Origin of the sequence: Deinococcus sp. (assembly GCF_018260555.1) — a bacterium.
Taxonomy (GTDB): Bacteria; Deinococcota; Deinococci; order Deinococcales; family Deinococcaceae; genus Deinococcus.
Map to the genome: position 1 here is coordinate 1 of NZ_JAGLBB010000040.1, position 24,666 is coordinate 24,666.

The 24,666-nt window shown below is 68.4% G+C and carries 17 protein-coding genes; 13 read left to right on the top strand and 4 right to left on the bottom strand.

The genetic code is table 11. The features are described 5' to 3' along the window. Positions 1-1,175 precede the first annotated feature (1,175 nt). From QZ271_RS09060 to QZ271_RS09110, 11 genes are all read left to right on the top strand, one after another. Positions 1,176-2,633 carry an NAD(P)-dependent oxidoreductase gene (locus QZ271_RS09060; protein WP_291430698.1) on the top strand — a complete coding sequence of 486 codons (1,458 nt, stop codon included), beginning with the start codon at positions 1,176-1,178 and terminating at the stop codon, positions 2,631-2,633. Beyond that, positions 2,626-4,005 (top strand): NAD-dependent dihydropyrimidine dehydrogenase subunit PreA, encoded by a 1,380-nt coding sequence (gene preA, locus QZ271_RS09065; RefSeq protein WP_291430700.1) that lies wholly within the window; start codon positions 2,626-2,628, stop codon positions 4,003-4,005. Before QZ271_RS09060 ends, preA begins: the two co-directional genes overlap by 8 nt. A 61-nt stretch (positions 4,006-4,066) precedes the next feature. Then, entirely contained in the window at positions 4,067-5,431 is a 1,365-nt protein-coding gene (gene hydA, locus QZ271_RS09070; protein ID WP_291430702.1) for a dihydropyrimidinase, read from the top strand. A 44-nt stretch (positions 5,432-5,475) separates the two neighbouring features. Next, complete coding sequence (locus QZ271_RS09075) at positions 5,476-6,294, top strand: ABC transporter ATP-binding protein (RefSeq protein WP_291430704.1); 819 nt, start codon at positions 5,476-5,478, stop codon at positions 6,292-6,294. Then, positions 6,287-7,189, top strand: a complete 903-nt coding sequence (locus QZ271_RS09080) for an ABC transporter permease (protein ID WP_291430706.1) — start codon at positions 6,287-6,289, stop codon at positions 7,187-7,189. The genes QZ271_RS09075 and QZ271_RS09080 overlap by 8 nt, the downstream gene beginning before the upstream one ends. After that, a complete protein-coding gene (locus QZ271_RS09085; RefSeq protein WP_291430708.1) occupies positions 7,162-8,145 on the top strand; it encodes an ABC transporter permease in 984 nt (327 codons plus the stop codon). The genes QZ271_RS09080 and QZ271_RS09085 overlap by 28 nt, the downstream gene beginning before the upstream one ends. A gap of 48 nt (positions 8,146-8,193) precedes the next feature. Beyond that, entirely contained in the window at positions 8,194-9,255 is a 1,062-nt protein-coding gene (locus QZ271_RS09090; protein ID WP_291430709.1) for an ABC transporter substrate-binding protein, read from the top strand. Positions 9,256-9,336: 81 nt separating this feature from the next. Continuing rightward, a complete protein-coding gene (locus QZ271_RS09095) occupies positions 9,337-10,587 on the top strand; it encodes a Zn-dependent hydrolase (protein WP_291430710.1) in 1,251 nt (416 codons plus the stop codon). 79 nt (positions 10,588-10,666) lie between these two features. Then, positions 10,667-11,386 carry a PucR family transcriptional regulator gene (locus tag QZ271_RS09100; protein WP_291430712.1) on the top strand — a complete coding sequence of 240 codons (720 nt, stop codon included), beginning with the start codon at positions 10,667-10,669 and terminating at the stop codon, positions 11,384-11,386. A 139-nt stretch (positions 11,387-11,525) separates the two neighbouring features. Next, positions 11,526-12,872, top strand: coding sequence for an aminotransferase class III-fold pyridoxal phosphate-dependent enzyme (locus tag QZ271_RS09105; RefSeq protein ID WP_291430714.1), 1,347 nt, complete (start codon positions 11,526-11,528; stop codon positions 12,870-12,872). Positions 12,873-12,964: 92 nt separating this feature from the next. Continuing rightward, a complete protein-coding gene (locus tag QZ271_RS09110; protein ID WP_291430715.1) occupies positions 12,965-14,473 on the top strand; it encodes a CoA-acylating methylmalonate-semialdehyde dehydrogenase in 1,509 nt (502 codons plus the stop codon). A 222-nt stretch (positions 14,474-14,695) separates the two neighbouring features. Here QZ271_RS09110 and QZ271_RS09115 read toward each other — a convergent pair whose 3' ends face one another. From QZ271_RS09115 to QZ271_RS09130, 4 genes are all read right to left on the bottom strand, one after another. Next, entirely contained in the window at positions 14,696-16,702 is a 2,007-nt protein-coding gene (locus tag QZ271_RS09115; RefSeq protein ID WP_291430717.1) for an ATP-binding protein, read from the bottom strand. Further along, positions 16,699-17,121, bottom strand: coding sequence for a response regulator (locus tag QZ271_RS09120; RefSeq protein ID WP_291430719.1), 423 nt, complete (start codon positions 17,119-17,121; stop codon positions 16,699-16,701). The genes QZ271_RS09115 and QZ271_RS09120 overlap by 4 nt, the downstream gene beginning before the upstream one ends. A 144-nt stretch (positions 17,122-17,265) precedes the next feature. Next, complete coding sequence (locus QZ271_RS09125) at positions 17,266-19,557, bottom strand: ATP-binding protein (protein WP_291430721.1); 2,292 nt, start codon at positions 19,555-19,557, stop codon at positions 17,266-17,268. A 47-nt stretch (positions 19,558-19,604) separates the two neighbouring features. Next, on the bottom strand, positions 19,605-20,231 hold the full coding sequence (locus tag QZ271_RS09130) for a biliverdin-producing heme oxygenase (RefSeq protein ID WP_291430723.1): 627 nt from the start codon (positions 20,229-20,231) through the stop codon (positions 19,605-19,607). A 142-nt stretch (positions 20,232-20,373) separates the two neighbouring features. Between QZ271_RS09130 and QZ271_RS09135 the strand changes: the two genes are divergently transcribed. Continuing rightward, a complete protein-coding gene (locus QZ271_RS09135; RefSeq protein WP_291430724.1) occupies positions 20,374-22,998 on the top strand; it encodes an ATP-binding protein in 2,625 nt (874 codons plus the stop codon). A gap of 247 nt (positions 22,999-23,245) precedes the next feature. Further along, positions 23,246-24,637: an MATE family efflux transporter gene (locus QZ271_RS09140; protein WP_291430725.1), complete on the top strand. Its 1,392-nt coding sequence runs from the start codon at positions 23,246-23,248 to the stop codon at positions 24,635-24,637. The last annotated feature ends 29 nt before the right edge of the window (positions 24,638-24,666 follow it).

A 24,666-nucleotide genomic window follows, 5' to 3' on the forward strand; every position in this document is an offset into this window, starting at 1 on the left:
AGTTTGGGCAGGCATCGTCAGCGATACCCAGACTCTACACTTTGCGCCGCACCCCACCCCCCTGCTGAGCAGTTACGTAGAAAGTTTGTAGCTCGGGCCGGGGCGCGTGCCGCCACCTGCCGCCCGCATGACTTCACAGTCTCCGTGCGGCAACGGCTCCGTAGCCTGCGGCCAAGAATGGGACTGTCGGCCATCGGAGAGAAAGGCGTATCGACCGACGATCGTTTCTATGAACCCGCCGTTGTTCTCATATAGCCGGGTATCGCGATCTCGGTTGATCTGGCCGTCGATCTGTTCACCTCTGGGCCATCCTAACGCTGGCTCCGCCGCTGTCACTGACAACCCTGCTGGCGCATCCGGCTAACCGAACGTGGGCCATAGAAAATGCGCAGGTGGTTGGCGGCTGCGCCGCTTTGAGCCACTGTTGGCCACGGCAAGCCGAGGATTGAGCGCAGCGCCGGGAGATCGCGTACACGCTGTGAACCCTGCGGTCTGAACGCGGGGCCGGACCCGATCTGGCGTCGCGTTCACATGGCCACGCCGTCGGATCGGCCCTGTACTCAGAGGGGTGGGGATGACTATCAGTGAGCCAGCACGCGTTAGATAACACTGCGCTCATGAACGTCCTTGCTGAGGATGAGGGTGGCGTCTTGAGCGCCGTGGTAGCAGCAGGCAGGTTCACAGAAACACAATCCCTTCAAGCATTGTGCAATTTGTCATCAAAAATCCAGACACACCGTTTGTGTTGGTGCCCCGGACGGTGGTCTGGTGCTTTTTTCTGCATAGAAGACGACAATCCAAGCCCGATATGCATCGGAATGCGGGACGAGCCTGTAGAAGGGAAGTGATGCGTGGATATGGCTTTTGATTGAACAGCACAATCGTACACCTCCAGGTTTAGATCATAAAGATATGTATATTTATTCGTCCCATTATTCATCCCCGGCATCCCGTAACCCGTTGGGATCAATGGGACAGAGTGTCAAATTATGCGCCAGAAAGGGGAAAATAGCTGACCGGTTTGCTGGGCGTCGGTCATGCCGCCGTGTTATAAACATCCGCCTTGCGGTTGACTCTATACAGCCTTAACCTCTACAATCATAATCATTCGGTTAAATCTGCTCCCGAGAGGGCCGAACCGACCCCGCCCCACGTCACGCGAAGCGAGGTCAGTCATGCAATCAGCTCCCAGTTCCCCCGCACACCCCATCCCGCCGCAGGAACTCCTGCCGCCCATGACCGCGCATGAGGCCGCCGTCGAGGCCAACCGCTGCCTCTATTGCTACGACGCGCCCTGCCTGCAGGCCTGTCCCACCCACATCGATATCCCCACCTTCATCCGGAAGATCGGGACCGGGAACCTGCGCGGCTCGGCCCGCACCATCCTGGAAAGCAACTTCCTGGGCGGCACCTGTGCCCGCGTGTGCCCCGTGCAGGAACTCTGCGAGGGCGCCTGCGTGCTTGGCGCGGACCACACGCCCATTCAGATCGGCCGCCTGCAACGCCACGCCGTCGATCACGTGCAGGAACGCGGGATTCAGCTGTTCACGCCCGCACCCGCCACTGGGCACCGGGTCGCCGTGGTCGGTAGCGGCCCCGCCGGGATCAGCGCCAGCGCCGAACTGGCCAGGGCCGGGCACGAGGTCACGTTGTACGAGAAACGCGAACTGGGGGGCGGCCTGAGCACCTACGGCATCATCGTCCTGCGCGAACCGGTTGAGGTGGCACTGCGCGAGGTGCAGGCCGCGCGTGACCTCGGTGTGAACGTCGTCACCGGGCATGAACTCAGTGACCGCGCGGGCCTGGACGAACTGCTGGCCGCCAATGACGCTGTGGTCCTCGCCCTTGGCCTGGGGGCCGTCCCCGCCATCGGTATTCCCGGTGAGGAGCACATCTTGGGCGGCCTGGAGGTCATCGAAGCCAGTAAGATGGACCGGCCCACCGGCGTCGGAGCGCGCGCCGTGATCATCGGAGCCGGAAACACCGCCATCGACGCTGCCACCATCGCCGGCCGTTCCGGGGCGGACACCCTGATGGTGTACCGCCGCACCGAGCATGAAATGACCGCCTACCGGCACGAGTACGAGTTTGCCCTCCATGAAGGCATCCGCTTCAGCTTCCTGACGCAGCCCGTGGAAGTCCTACACGGCAACGGACAGGTGACGGGCCTTAGGTGCGTCCGAATGCGCCTCGGCGCGCCCGACGCCTCGGGCCGCGCCCGCCCGGAACCCGTTCCCGGCAGTGAGTTCGTCATCCCGTGCGACACGGTCATCAGCGCCATCGGGCAGGAGAAACCAGCGCTGGCCGCCGCGATGGGCCTGGACCTGGACAGCGGGTACATTCGCGTGGACGACGGGCTGCACACCAGCCTGCCGCGCGTGTATGCCGCCGGGGATTGCGTCCGCGTGCGCGGGAACGCCAGCACCGTCATGGCCGTGCAGGACGGCAAGATCGCCGCCGCCAGCATTGAGCGGGCCCTGGGCCGCACGCCCCGCGTCACCCTGATACCCACCCCGCCCGCCGAGGTGCGCGACCACCCGCTCTACCTCGCGGCGCACGGCCCCGTTCCGAACGGTGTGGCGTCAACCGCCGGCGCGGCCCACGCGCCCGCCACGGAGGCTCACCATGGCTGACCTCAGCATCGATTTTGCCGGTATCCGCTCCCCCAATCCCTTCTGGCTGGCTTCGGCCCCGCCCACGAACAGCGGCGCGCAGATTCACCGCGCCTTCGAGTACGGCTGGGGCGGCGCCGTCTGGAAGACCATCGGCGCGCCCGTCCTGAACATCAGCAACCGCTATGGCAGCCTGAGCATCGGCGGGCAGCGCATGCTGGCCATCAACAACGTCGAATTGATCAGCGACCGCCCCCTGGACGTGAACCTCCGTGAGATCGCCGAAATCAAACGCCTGTGGCCTGACCGCGCCGTGATCGTGTCCGCTATGGTGGACGCCGACCCACAGGCCTGGAAAGACATCGTCATGATGATCGAGGACACCGGCGCGGACGGCATCGAGCTGAACTACGGCTGCCCGCAGGGCATGAGCGAACGCGGCATGGGCGCCGCTGTCGGACAGGTGCCCGAGATGTGCCAGCTGAACACCCACTGGGTCACCAGCGTCACCCGCCTGCCCGTCATCGTGAAACTCACGCCGAACATCACGCACATCGTGGACCCGGCCCACGCTGCCCTCGCCGGGGGAGCGCACGCCCTGAGCCTCATCAACACCATCAACTCCGTGACCCAGGTGGACCTCGACACGCTGCTGATCACGCCCAGCATCGGCGGGCGCGGCACTCACGGCGGGTACGCTGGTCCGGCCGTCAAGCCGATTGCGCTGAACATGCTGACCGAACTCATGACCGATGACGGCGTGCTGCGCAGCGGCGTACCCATCAGCGGCATGGGCGGCATCGCCACCTGGCGCGACGCCGCCGAATTCCTGCTGCTGGGCGCCAGCAGCCTGCAGGTCTGCACGGCCGCCATGCAGCACGGCTACCGCATCATCGAGGACCTGACCGACGGCCTGAGCAACTGGATGGACGACCACGGCTTTCAGACCATCGCCGACGTGACCGGCCGCAGCCTCCCGCAGATGAGCACCTTTGGCGGCCTGGACCTGTCCCATCAGTCCGTCGCGCGCATCGATCAGGACAAATGCATCGGATGCGACCTCTGCTACGCCGCCTGCAACGACACCGCCCACCAGTGCATCGACCTCGTCAGTCCCGGCGGCGTCACCGTTGACCCCGGCTACGACATGAGAACCAACGGCCGGCAGGTCGCCGACACCCGCCCGCGCCCCGTCGTCCGCGAAAGCGACTGCGTCGGCTGCGCCCTGTGCGCCAATGTCTGCCCCGTTGACGGCTGCATCACCATGGTCACCGTCCCCAGCGGCCGAGAGAGCGTCACCTGGGACGAACTGACCGCCCAGCGCCCCGAAATCGCGCAGAGCTGGGCCGCCATGCAGGCCTACCGAGAAGAGGTTGGCATCGAGATCCACTGACCGGAATCACGGACCACCGCCCGCTGGCCCTCACTTCCGCGTTTCCTGCGAGGTTTCACACATGACCCTACTGATTCAACACGGCGAGATTGTCACGGACGGGAAGCGCTTCAGGGCGGACGTGCTGGTGGAAGGGGAGACCATCGCGCAGATCGGGGAGAACCTCCCGGTGCCCGAGGGCGCGACTGTGATCGACGCGAGCGGGAAGTTCGTGTTTCCCGGTTTCATCGATCCGCACGTGCACATCCACCTGCCGTTCATGGGCACGTTCGCGAAGGACACGCACGCGACCGGGTCGCAGGCGGCGCTGATCGGCGGAACGACCACGTTCATCGAGATGCTCGCCCCGGCCGGCAGTGAACACCTGATGGACGGCTGGCGCACCTGGACGGGCATGGCGGCAGGGAACAGCGCGTGCGATTACACCTTCCATATCGGCGTGACCCGCTGGGACGCCGAAACGGAGGCGACGCTGCGGGAACTGGTGGGGGAGGGCATGCGGTCTTTCAAGGTGTTCCTGGCGTACAAGGGCGCGTTCGGAATCGACGACGCCGCGCTGTACGGGGTGTGCCGGCTGGCGGCGGAACTGGGCGTGGTCGTCACGGCCCACTGCGAGAACGCCGATCTCGTGTCGGAACTGCAACAGAAGCTGATTGCGGAGGGGAAGACCGGCCCGGAGTGGCACGAGCCGAGCCGCCCTGAGAGCGTGGAGGCGGAGGGCACCGCGCATTTTGCGACGTTCGTGGAGATGACGGGCGCGCACGGGTATGTGGTGCACCTGAGTAACGCCCGGGCACTTGCGGCGGCGCTGGACGCCCGATCGCGCGGCGTGAACCTGGATGTGGAGGTGGTGATTCCGCACCTGACGCTGGATAAGACCTACGCGGAGCGGCCCGGCGTGGAGGGCGCGAAGTACGTCATGTCCCCGCCACTGCGCGATAAAGGCAATCAGCCCCCGCTATGGGCGGCGCTGGAACGCGGGGACGTTGCCACGGTCGGCACGGACCACTGCCCGTTCGACGTGGCACAGAAGCACATGGGCGACGGGAATTTCACGCTCATCCCGAACGGCATTCCAGCCCTGGAGGACCGCGTGAACGTCCTGTACACGCAGGGCGTGAGCCGCGGAAACTTAAGTGTGGAGCGTTTCGTGGACGCCGCCAGCACCCGCGCCGCGCAGATTTTCGGGCTGTACCCCCGCAAGGGCACCGTCAGCGTGGGCAGTGACGCCGACCTGGTGATCTACGACCCAGCGTACCGGGGCACCGTCAGCGCGCAGACCAGCCACATGAACACCGACTACAGCGGCTTTGAAGGCTGGGAGATCGACGGGCGGCCCGAGATCGTCACGGTTCGCGGTCAGGTGGCCGTGCGGGGCGGTGAGTTCGTGGGCGACCCGGCGCGTGGGCAGCTGCTCAGGCGCTAAGTGATGAGGCGCCGTCCGCACATACAGACGACGGAGGAGGAATCGTGACGCACGCAAGCGCCAGCCCCGGCCTGCCGACCAGTCCGCCACAGAACGGGCCGCCCATCGTGTCCATCCGCGACCTGCAGAAGGTGTTCCCGGTGCCCGGCGGGCAGACGGTGGCCCTGCAGGACGCGAACCTCAGCATTCAGCGGGGCGAGTTCATCAGCCTGATCGGCCCGAGCGGCTGCGGCAAAACAACCCTGCTGCGCCTGATGGCGGACCTGGAACAGCCGACCGCCGGTGAACTGCTGATCGCGGGCCGCACCGCCGACCAGGCCCGCCGGGAGCGGCAGTACGGGTACGTGTTCCAGGCACCGGCGCTCATGGAGTGGCGCACGGTCCTGAAGAACGTGCTGCTGCCACTGGACGTCATGAACGTGCCTGGCGACCGCCTGGGCCGCGCGCGAGAGATGCTGAAGCTGGTGGGCCTGGAGAAGTTCGAGCGGAACTACCCCTGGCAGCTGTCCGGCGGGATGCAGCAGCGCGTGAGCATCGCCCGGGCGCTGGCATTCGATCCGCCGCTGCTGTTCATGGACGAACCGTTTGGAGCGCTCGACGAGATCACCCGCGAGCACCTTAACCTGGAGCTGCTGCGCCTGTGGCGCGAGACCGGTAAGACCGTCATCTTCGTCACGCATTCCATTCCGGAAGCGGTGTTCCTGAGTACGCGCGTGGTCGTCATGACCGCCCGCCCGGGCCGCATCGAGGGCATCGTGGAGATTGATCTGCCGCACCCGCGCAGCGACGACACCCGCGAGGACCCGCGTTTCTTCACGCACGCCACCGAGATCCGCGAACTGCTGAAAAAAGGTCATGCTTGAACCGGGGCCAGCCGTGACAGCGACCCGCCCCCCGTGGCTGGCGTGGCTGGCGGGCCTGGGGCCGATGCTGATCGTCGCGCTGATCGCTGCCGCGCTGTACTGGTCGCTGATGCTGGCCGCGAACCTTGGCCCGGCCGCGCGCACCCTGGCCAGCGGCGCGGAACTCGACTGCCGGACCGCGCTGGCCTGCGCCTCGCAGTTGCGTAACCCGGTGGTCCCTGCCCCGGCTCAGCTCGCGCAGGGGTTCGCGCGCCTGAGCACGCCGGTCACGTCGCCGCTGGCGCTGCCGTACAACGTGGGCGTCACGGCCGGAGAGACGGTCCTGGGGCTGGTCCTGGCGACCGTGACGGGGCTGGGGCTGGCGCTGCTGCTGGTCGCCAGCCGCTCATTTGAGCGGGCCACGCTGCCGTGGCTGGTGGCGTCGCAGACGGTGCCGGTCGTGGCGATCGCACCCATGCTGGCGGTGCTGCTGGGGCAGTACGGCGTGCAGGGGTTCTTGCCCAAGGCGATCATTGCGGCCTACATCGCGTTCTTTCCCATCGCGATTGGCATGAGCCGGGGCCTGCGCAGCGCCGACCCGCTGCACCTGGACCTGATGCGCACCTACCATGCCAGCGGCGCGCAGACCTTCGGGCTGCTGCGCTTTCCGGTCAGCCTCCCTTACCTGTTCACGGCGTTGAAGGTGTCGGTCACGGCGGCGCTGGTGGGCAGCATCGTCGCCGAGATCAGCACCATTTCGTTTTCTGGGCTGGGCAAGATGCTCGCCGAGAACTCGCGCGCCAGTGACACGGTCGCCCTGTGGGTGATCATGGGGTACGGCGCGCTGCTGGGCGTCACGCTGGTCGCGCTCGTGAACGCGCTGGAAAGGTGGGTGACCCCGTGGAGCAGACGGTGACTCCTTCCCGCACGGTGGCCGCCCGGCCCGGCGCGGCTTTGCCGACTGCCGCTGCGCTGCTCGTCGGCGTGGGGGGCCTGCTGCTGGTGTGCCTGATCCTCCCCGTTCCCGGCGAGGGCGCGGCCCCGGAAGCGCGGGCGTGGCTGGCGGGCATTCTGGCGCTGCTGGCCGTGGGGGCGCTGGGCGTGCGCGGCGCGGCGCAGGGAATGTCACGCGCCGCGCAGGTCGCCCCGGCCCTCCTGACTGGCCTGCTGGCCGTCCTGACTGCCGAGGGCCTGCTGCGCGCCTACGCCGTGCCCGCCGGGCTGATCCCCACGCCCACCCGCGTGCTGGCGGCCCTGTGGAATGCCCGCACGGTGCTGCTTCAGGACACCTACACCACCTTTGTTCTCGAGGCCCTGCTGGGCTTCCTGGCGGGGACCGTGCTGGGGCTGGCGCTGGCGCTGCTGGTCGTGCGCTTCCGGTTCCTGGAACGCGGGCTGCTGCCGTACGCGGCGCTGTTCAGTTCCATTCCCATCGTGGCGCTAGCCCCCGTGATCGTGAAAGCCATCGGCCTGGACTGGCCCAGCAAGACGGTCGTCGTGGCCGTCACGGTTCTGTTCCCGGTCATGGTGGGCGCGGTGCGCGGCCTGCAGAGCGCCTCGCCGCTGCACCTGGACCTGATGCACACCTACGCCGCCGCCCCCACGCGCACCTTCCTGGACGTGCGGGTTCCCACCGCGCTGCCGTTCGTGTTCGGCGCGCTGAAAGTCGCCAGCAGCCTGGCCCTGATCTCCGCCATCGTTGCCGAGTTCTTCGGTACGAACGGGCACGGTCTGGGCTTCCGTATTCAGATCGAGGTGGGCCGATTCGGACTGGACGTCGTCTGGGCCGCCATCGTGCTAGCCAGTATGGCCGGTATTGCCTTCTTCTCGCTGGTCAGCGCCGCCGAAACGCGCCTGCTGCCGCGCCGCTAAGCCCACCCAGCTTCACCCGAACGCGCTCCCCACTCCCCGGAGGTTCCCATGAAACGCAGCACCCTGATCCTGGCCGCCCTGCTCCTGACCGCCACCTCCAGCGCCTCCGCGCAGAAACTCGTGCCCGTCAAGGTGCAGCTCAAGTGGTTCCCGCAGGCGCAGTTCGCGGGCTTCTTCGTCGCGCAGGCCAGGGGCTACTACAAGGCCGAGGGCCTTGACGTGCAGTTCCTGCCGACCGGCGATCAGAGCCCCATCCAGACCGTCGCCACTGGCACCGCCGACTTCGGCACCACCTGGATCACCGACCTGCTCACCGCCCGCCAGCAGGGCATCCCGGTCGTGCACATCGCGCAGCTGTTCCAGAAGAGCGGCTACACCCTCGTGTCCCTGAAATCCGCTGGCCTCAAGACCCCGGCCGACTTTAAGGGCAAGCGGGTGGGCGTGTGGCCCAGCGGGAACGAGTACCCGGCCGTGGCCCTCCTGAAAAAGTACGGCCTGACCACCAGTCTGGACAGCACGGCCAGCAACCCCAGCGTGCAGGCCGTCACGTACCCCTTCGATCCCAGCATCGTCTTTCCAGACAAGGTCGATCTGGTGTCCGCCATGACGTACAACGAGGTCGATCAGATCGTCGGGCTGGGCTACCCGCTCGACAAACTTCAGATCTTCAACGCCAGCGACTACGGCATCAACCTGCTCGAGGACCTGATGTTCACCACCGAGAAGACCCTGGCCAACAAGAACTTCAAGGGCAGCGGCCAGAGCGGCGAGGACATCGCCGCCAAACTCGTGCGCGCCACCATCAAGGGCTGGAACTACGCCGTCAGGAACCAGAAAGAAGCCGTGCAGACCGTCCTGATCAACTGCGGCAACACCTGCAAGGGTTCGGGCACCCGCTCCAGCGCCGCCGGGCACCAGACGTGGCAGATGACCGAGGTCGCCAAGCTGTACAACGCCGGACCCACCCTGGGGGGCCGCGCCGGGTACCTCGACCCCGCCACGTACAAGGCCAACGTCACCCTGCTCAAGAGCCTCGGCATCCTCAAGAGCGACCCCAGCCCCGCCGCCGTCACGTACCGGGTCTGGGAAAAAGCCACCGGGAAGAAGTAGATGGTTGATGGTTGAAAGTCGATGGAGGGTGTTTCCATCACCCATCAACTTTCAACCATCAACCATTTCTGAAGGAGACACATGATTGATCCACAACGCACCATCGATGAACTCAAGGCCCTCCGCGAGCTGACCGGGGATGAGCACGGCGCGCAGCGGGTGGCGTTCACGGACACCTGGGTCGCGGCGCGCGCGTTCCTGAAAGAGCGGCTGGACGAGCTGCCCGTCACGCAGCACATGGACGCCGCCGGGAACTGGTGGGCGACCCTGCCCGGCGAGAGCGAACGCGCCCTGCTGATCGGCGGGCACCTGGACAGCGTTCCGAACGGCGGCTGGCTGGACGGCTGCCTGAACGTCCTGGCGGGCCTGGAAGTCCTGCGGCGCGTTCACGCCCAGTACGGTGGGGGGCCCTCGGGTCGGCCGCCCGTCACGCTGAAACTCGTGGACTGGGCCGACGAGGAAGGCGCCCGCTTTGGCCGCAGCCTGTACGGGTCGAGCGCCGCCGGGGGCAACCTCGACGTGACCGAACTGCGCAAGCTGAAAGACCGCGACGGCGTGGGCCTCGAAGACGCCCTGGCCCGCGTGGGCGTGACCCTGGCGGACGCCCCGCACGCCCGCGCCGAACTGAAGGACGCCGCCGCGTACCTCGAACTGCACATCGAGCAGGGCCCCGTCCTCGAACACCTGGACCTGCCGCTGGGCGCGGTCCTGGGCACGGTCGGCGTCGAACGGCACACCCTCACCTTTCACGGGCAGGCCGCGCACAGCGGCAGCACCCCCATGAACGTCCGCCGCGACGCGTTCCTGGCCGCCGGACGCTTCGGGCAGGTCATCTACGACATCGCCGAGCGGCATGGGGGCGTGTGCACGGTCGGCAGCGTCAAGACGTTGCCCGGCATCGTCACCAGCGTCGTCGAGACCTGCGAACTGACCCTCGACCAGCGTCACCTGGACGCACCCACACTGGCCGCCATGTGGCAGGACGCGCAGGACGCCGCCACGCAATTCGCGCAGGAGGCGGGCTGCACCGTCACTTTCGGAGACCTCTGGAACATCGAACCCATCCCCTTCCACCCCGCGCTCATCGAGGCGGCCGAGGCCAGCATCCTGGCCGTTACTCCCGCCGCACACCGCCTGCCCAGCGGGCCGCTGCACGACGCCGCCGAGGTTGCCCGCGCGGGAGTTCCGACCGTCATGCTGTTCGTGCAATCCCTGCGCGGCATCAGCCACAACAAGATCGAGGACACCCGCGAGGACCACCTTGCCCTGAGCGTGCAGGCCCTCGATGAACTCACCACGCGCACCATGGACTGGATTGCCCGGGGTGCCTGAAGACCGGGCCGCGAGGGCGCACGCCGCGGCCGCGAACCCTGTTCGACCGGAGGACCCGATGTTGCCGACGCTGGCTCAAGTGTTGACGCTTCCGGCGTTCGCGGGGGCGGAGGTCGTCAGCGGCCACGCGCACCTGACCCAGCCTGTGACGTGGGTTCACGTCTCGGAGGTCGCGGACGCGGCGCGGTTCCTGACGGGTGGGGAACTGCTGCTGTCCACGGGCTCGCTGCTGGCGCGGATGAACGAGGACGAACTGGAGGGCTTCGTGGCGTCCCTGGCGCAGCGGGGCGCGCACGGGCTGGCGCTGGAACTCGTGCAGGTGTTCCGTGAGGTGCCCACGGCGCTGCTGGGCGCGTCGCGCCTGCACGGGCTGCCGCTGATCGTGTTCCGGCAGGAGGTGAGTTTCGCGGCGCTGACCCGCGCGGCGCACGCCCGCATCCTGAACCACGGCGGCCCGCCCCTGGACCCCAGCCTCGCGCCGCTGCTGGACGCACTGGCCGAGACGGGGCGCAGCGTGGCGTTCCTGCGCGCGCAGCTGGGGGCGCTCCTGGCCCTTCCGGCCCGCCCGCGCTCGACCCTGCTGGGCACCCTGGACGCGCTGCTGAACACCAACTTCAACATGGCCGAGACGGCCCGGCGCCTCGGCGTGCGCCGCCAGACGGTGTACTACCGCCTGGAGCAACTGCGCGCCATGCTGCCGGACCTGGACGAACCCCGCCGCCAACTGGGCCTGCACCTGGCGCTGGAGCTGACCCGGAGCGAGGCGGGCGAGGCCCTCAGCGGCGCCGAGCGGACGTAACGCGACTGGACAGACTGTCTCTTGCCGCTCCAGCACGCAAAAAACTACACTCCGGGCAACATTCGGTTTCCGCTTTGCTTTCTACAACCTGCTCCCTGCACACTGCCGGGTTCACCCTGTCATTCCGGAGGTTCCGCCCATGCCCGACCCGCATCCTGACACCCACGACATCATCCAGCAGAACCGCGATCACACCCTGTTCTCATGGAGTGTGCAGACGCAGACGAACCCGATTCACATGACGGGCGGCCGGGGCAGCCACTTCTATGACGGGGACGGAAACACATGGCTGGACTTCTCCAGCCAGCTGATCAACATCAACGTCGGGCATCAGCACCCGGCCGTCCTGAACGCCATCAAGGCGCAGGTGGACACCATGTGCTTTGCCGGGCCGAGCTTCGCCACCGATGTCCGCGCGACGCTGGGCCAGAAGCTGCGCGAGGTGACGGGCCTCGGCAAGAGCTTTTTCACGCTGGGCGGCAGCGAAGCGAACGAGAACGCCATGAAGATCGCCCGCCTGTACACCGGCCGCGACAAGATCATCACGCGCTACCGCTCTTACCACGGCGCCACCATGGGCAGCATGACCGCCAGTGGCGACCCCCGGCGCTGGCCCGTCGAGCCCGGCGTGCCCGGCATCGTCCGCGCGTTCGACCCGTACTGCTACCGCTGCCCGTTCGGCCACACGCCTGACAGCTGCGGGCGCGAGTGCGTGTCCCACATCGAGGAGATCATCCAGATGGAGGGGCCGCACACCATCGCCGCCATCATGGTCGAGGGCATCACCGGCAGCAACGGCCTGCTCGTCCCACCCGACGACTACTACCCCAAGTTGCGCGCCCTGTGCGACAAGTACGGCATCCTGCTGATCGACGACGAGGTCATGAGCGGCTTCGGACGCACCGGCACGTGGCTCGCCACGCAGCATTACGGCATCAAACCCGACATCGTCACCTGCGCCAAGGGCCTGACCAGCGGGTACATGCCGCTTGGCGCGGTCGTGGTCACGGACGCCATCGCCGACTTCTTCGAAACGCACTTCCTGGCAGGCGGCCTGACGTACAGCGGCCACCCCGTCTCGCTGGCCGCCGCCATCGCGAACCTGCAGGTGTACGAGGACGAGCACCTCTTCGAGCACACCCGCGAACTCGGCGAGTACCTCGGCCAGCGCCTGGAAGCCATGAAAGCCAGGTACGCCTGCGTGGGCGACGTGCGCTACAAGGGCCTGTTCAGCGTCATCGAACTCGTCAGGGACAAGACCACCAAGGAGCCGCTCGCTCCCTTTGGCGGCACCTCGCCCGAGATGGGTCGCCTCGCCGCGCACCTGAAGAGCCGGCACGTGTACGCGTACACCCGCTTCAATTTCCTGTGGGTCTGCCCGCCCCTCGTGGTCACCAGGGAAGAACTGGACGCCGGGCTGGCCGCCTACGAGGAAGCCCTCGCGCTCGTGGATCAGCTGATCGGCGCGCCCGTCGCCGCAGACTGATCCCCCGACTGACCTCGCTCCCCTATTGACCCTGCCCGACTGATATTGCCCGGCCCACTCTGCCTCACCGCTTCCACCCCCCAGGAGTCCCCATGACCGACACCGCCCTTAAACCCGCGCCCATCAACCACTGGCTGAACGGCAAGCTGACACCCGGCACGTCGGGCCGCAGCGCCCGGGTGTTCAACCCCGCAACAGGCGAAGTGCAGGGCCTCGTGGATCTCGCCAGTGTGGACGAGATCGGCGCGGCCGTGGAGGCCGCCACCGCCGCCGCCGCCAGATGGCGGACCGTTCCGCTCAGCAAGCGCGCCGAGATCATGTTCCGCTTCCGGGCGCTGCTGGACGCGGGCCGCGACGACCTGGCCCGCATCCTGACGCGCGAACACGGCAAGGTGCACGCGGACGCGCTGGGCGAGATCGCGCGCGGTATCGAGAACGTGGATTTCGCGTGCGGCATCCCGAACCTGCTCAGGGGCGGCTATTCCGAGGGAGCGAGTACCGGCGTGGACGTGTACTCCATCCAGCAGCCGCTGGGTGTGGTGGCGGGCATCACGCCGTTCAACTTCCCGGCAATGGTGCCGCTGTGGATGATCCCGAATGCGCTGGCGTGCGGGAACGCCTTCATCCTGAAACCCAGTGAGAAGGACCCCAGCGCCAGCCTGTTCATCGCGGACCTGCTTCAGCGCGCGGGCCTGCCAGACGGTGTGTTCACGGTCATTCACGGTGACAAGGTCGCGGTGGACGCCCTGCTCGAACACCCAGGCGTCGCCGCCGTGAGTTTCGTCGGGTCCACCCCGATTGCCCGGTACATCTACCAGAAGGGCACCGAGCACGGCAAGCGCGTGCAGGCGCTGGGCGGCGCGAAAAACCACATGCTGGTCCTGCCCGACGCGGACGTGAACATGGCCGCTGACGCCGCCGTGAGCGCCGCGTACGGCAGTGCCGGGGAGCGTTGCATGGCGATCAGCGTGGTGCTGGCCGTGGGGGACGTCGCGGGCGAACTGGTGGACGCCATCGCCTCGCGCCTGCCGGCCCTGAAGGTCGGACCCGGCAGCGACGCCGCCAACGAGATGGGGCCACTGATCAGCCGTGAGCACCGCGACAAGGTCGCCGGGTACATCGGCAGCGCCGCCGAGCAGGGCGCGACAATCGTGGTGGACGGCCGGGCACAGGAATTCAGCGGCAACGGATTCTTCCTGGGCGTGTCCCTGCTCGACCACGTCACGCCAGACATGGACGCCTACCGGGACGAGATCTTCGGGCCGGTACTGTGCGTGGTGCGCGTGCCCACCTACGAGGCGGGCCTGAAGCTCATCAACGACAACGAGTTCGGGAACGGCACGGCCATCTTCACGCGGGACGGCGGCGCGGCCCGGCAATTCCAGTTCGAGTGTCAGGTGGGCATGGTGGGCATCAACGTTCCCATTCCCGTGCCCGTCGCCTACTATTCCTTCGGCGGCTGGAAGGCCAGTCTGTTCGGTGACACGCACATGTACGGCCCGGACGGCATTCGGTTCTACACGCGCACGAAGGTCATCACGTCCCGCTGGCCCGACCCGGCAGGCAGCCGCGTGGACCTGGGCTTCCCGCAGAACCGCTGACCCCGATTCTGGTTGAATGGGGTACACAGCCCTTCAGCCGGAGCGGATGCGAGTAGGAACAACAGACGCCTCTGGGTGGGAGCAAGCGCGGTCCGTATGACACGGATTCCGTTTGTTTCACTGACAGGTCCGGAACCCGCTTCGGCTCCCACTCGCTTCGCTCGGATTGAACAGTTCTTGCAGACCATTCAACCCGGAATCCGTCTGACAGGGTAGGCGGGTTCAGGCTGGCCGGGTGTCGCCGGGGCGGTAGGGCACGCTGAACTGCACGGCGGTGCCTCCCGCTTCGGGTTGTGACAGCCAGATGGTCCCGCCGCGTCCCTCGACGATCTTGCGGCACAGGGCCAGCCCGATGCCGTTTCCGGTGTAGTGCTCGCGGGTGTGGAGGCGCTGGAAGATCACGAACACCCGGTCATGGTACTTGGGTTCGATGCCGATGCCGTTGTCGGTGACGGTGAACGTCCAGCCGTCCTGGGTGGCGTGGGCCTGCACCTGCACGACGGGCGGGTGGTCGGGGCGGCGGAATTTCAGGGCGTTTCCGATCAGGTTCTGGAACAGTTGCGTGAACTGCGTGGCGTCCACCATCAGTTTTGGCAGCGGTTCGACCTGCACCTGCCCGCCGACCTCGTCGGTCAGGGCCTGAAGCTGCGCGGTGACGTGCCCGACCAGGGTGTTCAGGTCGGTCAGGGTGGGCACGCTGGGCAGGGTGTTCAGGCGACTGACGGCCAGCACGTCCTCGATCAGGGTGGACATGCGCTGCGCGCCCGCCACCGTGAACTCCATGTAGCGCCGCGCCCGGTCGTCGAGTTGCGGGCCGTACCGGTTTTGCAGCAGTTGCGTGAAGGAGCTGATGGTCCGCAGCGGTTCTTTCAGGTCGTCGCTGGCCACGTACGCGAACTGTTCAAGCTCGCGGTTGCTGCGTTCCAGGGCGGCGGTACGGGCCTGCACGCGCGCTTCCAGGGTGCGGCGGTGTTCGCGGTCCGCCTCGTACAGCGCCGAGTGGGTCAGGGCGTGAGAGAGCATCTGCGCCAGTGTCACGAGCAGCGTGCGGGTATCGTCGCTGTGCTCGGCGTCCTGCGGCGTCTGGAAGGCCAGCACGCCCAGCAGGGTTCCAGTGTTGTCTGCGTGTCCGCTGCCCGGCAGCCCGGCGCTCTCGCGGGGCTGCGTCAGGGTCAGGGTGGTCCAGCAGTCTTCGCAGAAGCCGATCTGCTCGGACTGCGCGGCCTGTAGTCCGGCCTGCAACGCAGCCGCGCCGGGCAAGGCATTTAGCGTCTCGACCGGCCCGTCCGGCCCGTTCAGGAGCCAGTCGCCGGCGGGGTCCGGCGTGGCCAGGATCACCAGTGGGCTGCGCGTCAGTGCCTGCGAGACCTGCACGATGGCATTCAGGACGTCCTGCCGTTCACGGACGGTGTTCAGGGTGGCGGCGGCGTGGTACAGGGCCTGCATGCGCCGCGAGTGCCGCCGCTCGCGCTCCTCGGCCTCGCGGCGGGCGGTCACGTCAATCAGGTACAGGATCAGGCCCGTGCGGGACGGGTACAGCCGCGCGTGCAGCCAGCGGTCCTGCTGAGGCAGGTGCAGGTCGGCGGTGGTCATCTGCGCGCTGCTACGGGCGCGTTCGATGGCCGCCATGAACTCCGGGTCGCCCTCCCAGGGGAGCGGGGAGCGGCGCAGCGCGTTCAGGGTGGTGCCCAGCAGGATCTCGGCCGTGCTGTTGAGTTCCGTGACCTGCCCGGCCTCGTCCAGCGCGACGAACCCGTCTGTGATGGAGTTCAGGATCGCGGCCGTGCGGGCCTGCGAGCGCCGCAATTCCCGCGCCATGCCGTGGGTGTTCACGGCGCGCAGGAGGGTCTGCTGCAGCAGCTCGGCGTTCAGGCGGCCCTTGACCAGGTAGTCCTGCGCGCCGGCGCGGATGGCCTGCACGGCCACCTGCTCGTCCCCCACGCCGGTCAGCATGATCACCGCGCAGTCCGGGCGGGCCTCGTCCAGGAATTCCAGGCCAGTCATGTCCGGCAGCTGGTAGTCCAGCAGGATCACGTCCGGCACGCCGCGTTGCAGGGCGTCCAGCGCGTCTTCGCCCAGCGCGGTGGCCTGCGCCTGAACCTCGCGCCCGGGCCAGCGCCGCAGGAAACGCAGGTACGTTTCAGTGTCCTCGGGGCTGTCGTCCACGATCAGGACCCTCAGCGGAGGAACGGAAAGCGGCGTGCCCTCGGGGGGTTCGGGGACTGTCATGTCCCCTCCGCAGGGTCAGGCACCTGCGCCAGGCCCAGCCAGAAGTCCAGCGTGATCCGTAGCTGCTCGGTGTACTGCGCGAAGTTCACGGGCTTGAGCAGGTAGGCGCTCGCGCCCAGCTCGTAGCAGTCGTTCACGTCGCGTTCACTGGCCGAGGTGGACAGGATCACGACGGGCAGGAACCGCAGGTACGGCGAGCTGCGGATGAATTCCAGGACCTCGCGCCCGTCGGTGCCGGGCATGTTCAGGTCCAGCAGCACCAGTTTAGGACAGGGCCGCGTGCGGTCCGAGAGGCGTTCCAGGGCGTCGTCCCCGTCAGTGCAGCGTTCCAGCAGATCCGTGCGCGCCAGTTTCTGCATGGCCCACAGGGTCGCCTGGTAGTCCTCGTCGCTGTCCTCGACGACCAGCACGGGCCTCATACGGACTCCGCTTGAAGGGGTTGCACAGACCGTTCAATCCGAGCGGATGCGAGCAGGAGCAGGGCGGGTTCCGGACGTGGAGCTGGCAATCCGGTGATGTTCCGGATTGTTGGCGAAACAAACGGAATCTGTCTCAGGGGCATGCTAGGACTCCAGCGTGAAGTAGAACACGCTGCCCTGACCGTACTCGCTGCTCACCCAGATCTGACCGCCGTGCCGCTCCACGAGCTTGCGCACGATGGTCAGGCCCGCGCCGGTGCCGCCTCCGAACTGATCGCGGGCGTGCAGCCGCTTGAAGATCCGGAAGATATTCTCGAAGTGCTTCTCGCGGATGCCGATGCCGTTGTCGCGCACGAACAGCACGCAGGCGTGCTCTGGCACGCCGTCGGGCACGCGCAGGTCCGGGTGCGCGGCGCGCCCGGCGGGCAGGATCGCCCCGACCTGCACCTGCGGCTGCGCCTTGTCGTTGTACTTCATGGCGTTGGTGATCAGGTTGCTCAGCACCTCGCCCACCCGCACGCGGTCGATGGTCAGGACCGGCAGGTCCGGCTGCACCTGCACCTGCACGTTCAGCTGCTCCAGGCGCGGCGCCAGGACCTCGAGCACGTCGGTCACCAGCGCGCCGAGGTCAGTGGGCTGAACGCTCAGGTCCACGCGGCCCACCCGTGAGTACAGCAGCAGTGAGTCGATCAGGTTATCCATGCGCTGCGTGAGCCGCACCAGCGTCCTGAGTTTCGCCGCGCCGTCCTCGTCCAGTTGCTGCTCGTACTCCTCGAGCAAGTACGCCGAGTAGTTGTGCAGCCCCCGCAGCGGCTCTTTCAGGTCATGGCTGGCAATGTACGCGAAGGCGTCCAGGTCGGCGTTACTGCGTTCCAGGCGCTCGTTGAGCTGCCCGAGTTCCTCCACGCGGCGCAGCACGACGGCCATGATGGCCCGCCGCAGCGCCCGCGCCGCCTCCAGTTCATCCGCCTGCCACGGCGCGCTGCGGCCCCGCACGGTTTCCTGCCACGCCGCGAACGACTGCCGGGGTGTCAGGCGGTCCGTGCCGTCCTCGCTGACCTGCACGGGTTTGTTCGGGTCGCCGCCCCAGGTGACGGTCTGCAACTCCTCGGGTCGGAACCACATCACGTAATCGTGCCGGCTGCGCGAGAGTTTCACGGCCAGCAGGCCACTGGCGCGGCCAGCGTACGCCTGCGCCGGGCCGTACAGGTCTCCCAGCGTCTGGGTGTGCAGGATGTCCAAGTCTGCTTGCGTGTCCAGCCACCCGGTCAGGGCCGTCACCTGCTCCCGTGACGGCGTGGCCCCCACAAGGACCACCTCGCCGTTCAGGCACACGGCCGCGCCCGGCGTGTCGATGAAGTGCAGCAGGTTCATGCCGCTGCCCACCAGCGCCTCGAGCAGATCGTTCTCCTCGGCCAGGCGCTCCACGAGTTGCGTCTGCGTGGTCTTCAGTTGCCACTGGTATGACCGCGTGAGCCGCTCCTGGCGGTCACTGATCTGCACGCTGGCCACCTGCCCCAGTAACTCGCAGGCGGACCTCACGTCGTACGGCAGGTGCCGGGCTTCGCTGTGATGGCAGGCGATCAGACCCCACAACGCCCCGCCGCGCACCAGACTGACACTCATGGAGGCGTTCACGCCCATGTTCTTCAGGTACTGAAGGTGAATGGGGGAGACGCTGCGCAGCACGCAGTAACTCATGTCAAGCGGCTCGGCCACGTCGCCCTCGCCCTCGCCATCGCCCTGGCGAGCGAACATCGGGACCGGTTCGTACGTCACGTCCGCGATGATGCGCAGCATGTTCTGCACGTACAGCGCCCGCGCCTGCTGCGGAATGTCCGACGCCGGGTACCGGAGCCCCAGGAACGGGGTCAGGTCGTCGCGCCGGTCCTCGGCAATCACCGTGCCTGTGCCGTCCTCCGCGAACTGGTACACCATCACGCGGTCAAATCCGGTCAGGCGGCGCACCTCCTCGGCCGTGGCCGCCGCGAACTCCGCGAGGTTCACGGTGGCGTTCAGGCGCGTCACCGAACGCTTCACCTGACTGTAACTGTCGACCGGGGGGCGCCCGGACCGCGCCGCCTCGAACTCCAGGATGACCTGCTGTCCGCGCCGGTGCGCGATCAGGTCGAAGAGCCCCTGGCCGCACACGGGCGTGGTCAGCAGGTACAGGGGGTTGTCGTCGAGCGACTCGGTCGCCAGCGCCTCCTGTACCCGCGCCAGGGTGTCTCCGTCCAGCAGGACGCCCAGGCCGCCGTCCAGGACCTCGTGGACGCCCAGCCCAAAGTGCGTTTCGGTATTGCCGCTGACCTGCGTGGCCACGCCGCCGCGCAGGACCAGCAGCACCCCGTGCGGCTGCACCGACCCGGGAATGTGGATGGGCTCGCGGTCGCAGTTGGTCAGGTCCACCGGTTCGGTCAGGCGTGCCACTTTCACGCTCGGCGCCGGGGGCCGCCTGGAGCCGCCCTGATCGCCCGGCCTGGTCACCGCGTCCCCCCGGCCGGCAGGGGCTGGACGGCCGGTAGGGTCTCCGGCAGGGGCTGGCCCCTGATGAACAGCCCGAACGTTTGACCGGCCGACTGCACGGCCCGCTCCGCGAACGCCGCCGGGTCCGCGTCGGCCGCGCCGCGCGCCTCGAGCGCCGCGCCGAACGCCTTCCAGCGCGGCCCGACCAGTTCGCCGTAACTGCCGTAGAACGCCGCGCCCCCCGCGCCCAGGTCCAGCTGCGAGCCCAGGTGGCGGCGCACCAACTGCCCGCCCAGCGTGGCGCCCTCCAGCACGTACGCCGCGCCCCAGGCGTCCGCCTCGGCCTGAAGGAACGCCAACGTGTCCCCAGAACTGCACGGGGCCTCCGGCAGCGCGCTGTGCAGGTCCCGCAGGTCGCGTTCCAGCAGCGGGCGTTTCAGGCGCGCCTGCCAGTCCAGCGCCGCGCGCCCGGACGGTCCCAGCAGCGTGCCCAGGCGGTCCTCGAGCGGAACGTACAGCGTCCACAGGTGCCGCAACAGCTGCGCGTATCGCTCACGGGTCAGGTGGGGGTTCATCAGGTCCAGACTGGCCTCCGCCTGCTCATGCTGCACGCGGGTCCGGGTTTTGAGTTGCGGCAGGATCACGCCACTGTTTTATCAGACTCACACTTCCTGATCGGACCCACACCTCACGCGGTCGCCAGGATGGAACGGCGCACACCCTTCTGGCACGGGCCGGGCAGCCTGCGGGAATCGAGTCGGGTGCGGGGCGGTATGCTGCGCCGGTATGACGGCCCTGACCTCCTCTCTGTTCGAACGCTGGCAGGAGGTCGCCAGCGCCCTGGCCGCCGCCAGTTCACTCCCGCAGGTGCGTGAAGCCCTGCGGGGCTTTGGCGGGCATGTGGACCTGCGTTTGGCGGGCGACCCGCTCGATCCGAACGCCGGACCGTTCCCGGACGGCGAGACCATCGAGATCACCCTGGGTACGGCAGTTCCCGGCGTGCCGCTGGTCCGGCTGCACCTGCCCCCCGGCACGCCCCTGACCGAGCAGGACCGTGCGCTGCTGCGCGCCACCGGACCCCTGATCTGCGCCGCGCTGACCCGCCAGCCCCGCCTGGAGGACGGACGGCCCGGCCAGGACCGTGAATCGGCGTTGCGGGCGTTCATGCTGCTGACCGAGCGGCTGGGCGCCGACCTGGAACCGGACGCCCTGATCCGCAGCGCCGAGCAGGGCGTGCGCCAGCTGCTGCCGGACGTGACGGCCGCGTACCTGGGACGCCGCTCGGGGCTCTGGAAGCTGTTCAGTGACGCCCACCCGGCGCTGCTGGCCGCCCTGCGCGGTGGGCAGCCGGTGTTCGTGGATCACTGGTACGGGGAACAGCGGTTGCCCGGCACGCGCGCCTACCGCGCCGTGGCCGCACAGGCCTTTCTACGCGACGGGCAGATCGTGGGCCTGATGTGCGTGGGCACCACCGACCACGACACCTGGACGGAACTGGAACGCGGGATCTTCACGGCGGCGTGCCGCAGCCTGCACCTGGCCCTGAGCCGCGCGTGGCACGTGCAGCAGCTGGCCGAGGAACGCGCTGCGCTGGCCGCGTTCGTCAGCTTCGAGGAGCAGGTCACGGACAGCCGCGACCCGGCGGAACTGGCCGGGCGGGCCGCCGAAGTGCTGGTCGGCGCCCTGCGCGGCGTCAGCGTGGCGTTTTTCGGGAATGCGGGCGGGCAGTGGCGGCCCGTGCTGCTCCCGGACGACCTGCCGGACGGTCTGGTCGCCGAGCTGGCCCGCGGCGTCAGCATGGACACGCCTACCTCGCGCTGCCTGATGCAGACACGCGCCGCGACCTTCGTTCCGGACTGGCAGGCTCCGCCAGACGTGCTGAGCAGCGGCCACGGGTTCATGGCGCTGGCCCTGCACCCCACGTACCTGGGCTCCCGGCTGGTGGGCCTGCTGATCATGGGAAAGCGCGCCGCGCCCGACTGGAGTGAACGGGAACGCAGGGTGTTCAGCGCGGTGGGCCGCAGTCTCAGCATGGCGCTGGACCGCAGCGCAAACGATGAACTGCTGCGCGACCAGAACGCCGCGCTGCACGCCCAGACCCGCTCGCTGGAAGCGTTCGCGCAGCTCAGCGCCGACCTGGGCGCGCAGGAGGACCGCTACGCTCTGATCCGCCGGGCGCAGGAGGTCGCGCTGTCCCTGCTGGCCGACGGGTTCGCGGTGTACTACGAACCCGAAGGCGGCCTCTGGCGGCTGCGCGCCCAGGTCGGTAGTCTGCGCGACCCCGAGTTGCAGGCCGCCGTGGACGCCGGACTGGACTTTGAACGCAGCCTGACCCTCCTCACCCCCTGGAAGACCGGCGAGGCGTACTACCAGGACTCCTACGACGCCGACACCGACGGTCTGCGTCAAACCGAGGCGGTCGTGGGCGCCACCGCCTGCCTGCCACTCACGGTGCGCGGGGAGCGGACCGGTGTGTTCTGCATCGCGCAGTTTCACGCGCGCACGTGGAGCGCCGCGGACCGCTCGCTGCTCAGCAGCGTCACGCAGAGCCTCTCCCTGGCGCTGGACCGCGCGCAGAGCGTCATGGACCTGCGCCACTACAGCGACAAGCTGGAACTCAGTAACGCTGCCATGCACGCCGCCAACGAGGAACTCGAAGCGTTCGCGTACTCGGTCAGTCACGACCTGCGCGCACCCGTGCGGCACATCACGGGCTTCTCGGATCTGCTGCGCAAGGCGCTGGGCGACACGCTGGACGCGAACCCCAAGGCGAGCCGCGCCCTACAGGTCATCACGGATTCCGCCGCGCACATGAACGAGCTGATCGACGCGATGCTGAACCTCTCGCGCACCGCCCGTCAGGAACTGCGTGTGGACGACGTGAACCTGGCCGCGCTCACCGAGGACGTGCGCCGCGACCTGACACCCGACCTGCAGGGCCGGGCCATCCATTGGAACGTGGCGCCGCTGCCCACCGTGAAGGGCGACCCCACCCTGCTCCGGCAGGTGCTGTTCAACCTGATCGGGAACGCCGTGAAATACACCTCGCAGCGGGAACAGGCCGTGATCGACGTGTGGGCCGAACGCCGGGGCGACGACTGGGCCGTGCATATCCGCGACAACGGCGTGGGATTCGACAGCCGCTACGCCCACAAGCTGTTCGGCGTGTTCCAGCGCCTGCACCGCCCCGAGGACTTCGGCGGGACGGGCGTGGGCCTCGCCAACGTGCGCCGCATCCTGTTGCGCCATGAAGGCACCTGGGCCGCCACCGGCGAACCCGGCCAGGGCGCGACCTTCACGTTCACGCTGCCCGCCAGCGGACCGGTCCTGGGTTCCCGGCCTGAACCGCCCGCAGCAGGACTGCCTGAACAACCCCCAGAATCCGCCGAGCGGACCGAACCTGCCCGATGAGCTGGACACTGCGGCGCGCCAGGCGCTAGACCGCAGGCGTTTCCCCCTCCTGCTGCGGACTCCGGCCGGATGGTCTGCGCCATGATTGGACCCCAGCGGCCTCGTAGAGCTGAGCGGCAGAAGCGAGCAGGGGAGAAGCGGAACGAACCGTCGCGTCCAGGGGCAATCGCCGGTGGTGTCCCGCAGGGTGGATCACCCGCCTTCAGCCGGTTCCGGTGTGGCCCTCACGCGCCGGTACACTGGCCGGATGCCGACCGATTCCCCTGCCCCTTTCCCGGCGCCGGCACCTGCCCAGCCTCCCGGCGAGACGGCCACCCTGCTGCGCCTCGCCGTGCCCGTGATCGTCTCGCAGTTCAGCGTGAACGCCCTGTCTCTGATCAGCACCGCCGTGATCGGCCGCATCGGTCCGGCCGAACTGGCCGCCGTCGCCTACGGAAACGCCGCGTACTACCTGGGCTTCATCGTGCTGCTGGGTGTCATGCTCTCGGTCGCGCCCCGCGTGGCTGCCGCGCACGGCGCGGGCGACCCGGCTGGCGTGGCCCGCACCGCGCGCGCCGGACTGCTGCTCGCCGCGCTGCTCTCGGCGGTGTTCCTGCCTCTGGCCTTCCTGGCCGCGCACCTGCTCCAGAGCCACGCTCCCGACGGCCTGCGCGGCGACCTGGCGGGCCTGTACCTGCGCCTGTACGCGCTCGGCATGCCCGCCACGCTGGCGTTCAGCGCCCTGCGCGGCGCGCTGGAAGGCACCGGACAGCCGCGCCCCGTGACCGCCATCGCGCTGGGCGGCGCGTTGCTGGCGGCGGTCCTCAGCCCCGCCCTGACCTTCGGCTGGGGTCCACTGCCGACGCTCGGCGTGCCCGGCGCGGCCCTGACCAGCGTGCTGGTCTACTGGCTGAGCGCCGCGCTGCTCGCCGCCGTGGTCCGCACCCGCCTGCCCGCCACGCCCACCGAACCTGGCGCGGTGCGCGCCGAACTGCGCGTCCTGGCCCGCCTGGGCTGGCCGATCGGCCTGACCCTCGGAGCCGAGGGGGGGCTGTTCACGGTCACCTCCTTGCTGATGGCCCGCTTTGGTCCGGACGCCCTGGCCGCGCACAACGTGGCGCTCCAGGTCATCACGGCCGTGTTCATGGTCCCGCTGGGGCTGGCGACCGCCACCGGCATCCGCGTCGCCCACCACCACGGTTCAGGTCATCCGCACGCGGCCCGTCGGGTGGGTCTGCTGGGCGGCGCAATCGCCGTGCTGATCATGCTGCTGGTCAGCCTCTCGTACGTGTTCACGCCCAACGCAGTCATCGGCGTGTTCGTGAACGTGATGGACCCCGCCAACGCCCGCCTGACCGCGCAGGCCGCCACGTTCCTGCTGATCGCCACGCTGTTCCAGGCCTTCGACGGCTTTCAGGTCAGCATGGCCGCCTCCCTGCGCGGCCTTCAGGACACCCGCGTGCCCATGCTGATCTCGCTCGGCACGTACTGGATCGTGGGCCTGGGCAGCGGCGTTCTGCTGGCCTTCGGCCTGGGCCTGGGCCCACGCGGGCTGTGGTTCGGGCTGTGCACCGGTCTGATCTGCACCGCCGCACTGCTCCTGGCCCGCTTTCTGCGCCATACCCGCACGCCACCGGGCGCCCCGAGCGCGCCACGCTGACAGGCACCGGCCGCCCAGGCAGGCGCAGA

Bases quoted from the DNA above. Each gene is read 5' to 3' on its own strand.
- QZ271_RS09060 (WP_291430698.1), top strand. From the start codon at position 1,176: ATGCAATCAGCTCCCAGTTCCCCCGCACACCCCATCCCGCCGCAGGAA.
- preA (WP_291430700.1), top strand. From the start codon at position 2,626: ATGGCTGACCTCAGCATCGATTTTGCCGGTATCCGCTCCCCCAATCCC.
- hydA (WP_291430702.1), top strand. From the start codon at position 4,067: ATGACCCTACTGATTCAACACGGCGAGATTGTCACGGACGGGAAGCGC.
- QZ271_RS09080 (WP_291430706.1), top strand. From the start codon at position 6,287: ATGCTTGAACCGGGGCCAGCCGTGACAGCGACCCGCCCCCCGTGGCTG.
- QZ271_RS09090 (WP_291430709.1), top strand. From the start codon at position 8,194: ATGAAACGCAGCACCCTGATCCTGGCCGCCCTGCTCCTGACCGCCACC.
- QZ271_RS09095 (WP_291430710.1), top strand. From the start codon at position 9,337: ATGATTGATCCACAACGCACCATCGATGAACTCAAGGCCCTCCGCGAG.
- QZ271_RS09105 (WP_291430714.1), top strand. From the start codon at position 11,526: ATGCCCGACCCGCATCCTGACACCCACGACATCATCCAGCAGAACCGC.
- QZ271_RS09110 (WP_291430715.1), top strand. From the start codon at position 12,965: ATGACCGACACCGCCCTTAAACCCGCGCCCATCAACCACTGGCTGAAC.
- QZ271_RS09115 (WP_291430717.1), bottom strand. From the start codon at position 16,702: ATGACAGTCCCCGAACCCCCCGAGGGCACGCCGCTTTCCGTTCCTCCG.
- QZ271_RS09120 (WP_291430719.1), bottom strand. From the start codon at position 17,121: ATGAGGCCCGTGCTGGTCGTCGAGGACAGCGACGAGGACTACCAGGCG.
- QZ271_RS09135 (WP_291430724.1), top strand. From the start codon at position 20,374: ATGACGGCCCTGACCTCCTCTCTGTTCGAACGCTGGCAGGAGGTCGCC.
- QZ271_RS09140 (WP_291430725.1), top strand. From the start codon at position 23,246: ATGCCGACCGATTCCCCTGCCCCTTTCCCGGCGCCGGCACCTGCCCAG.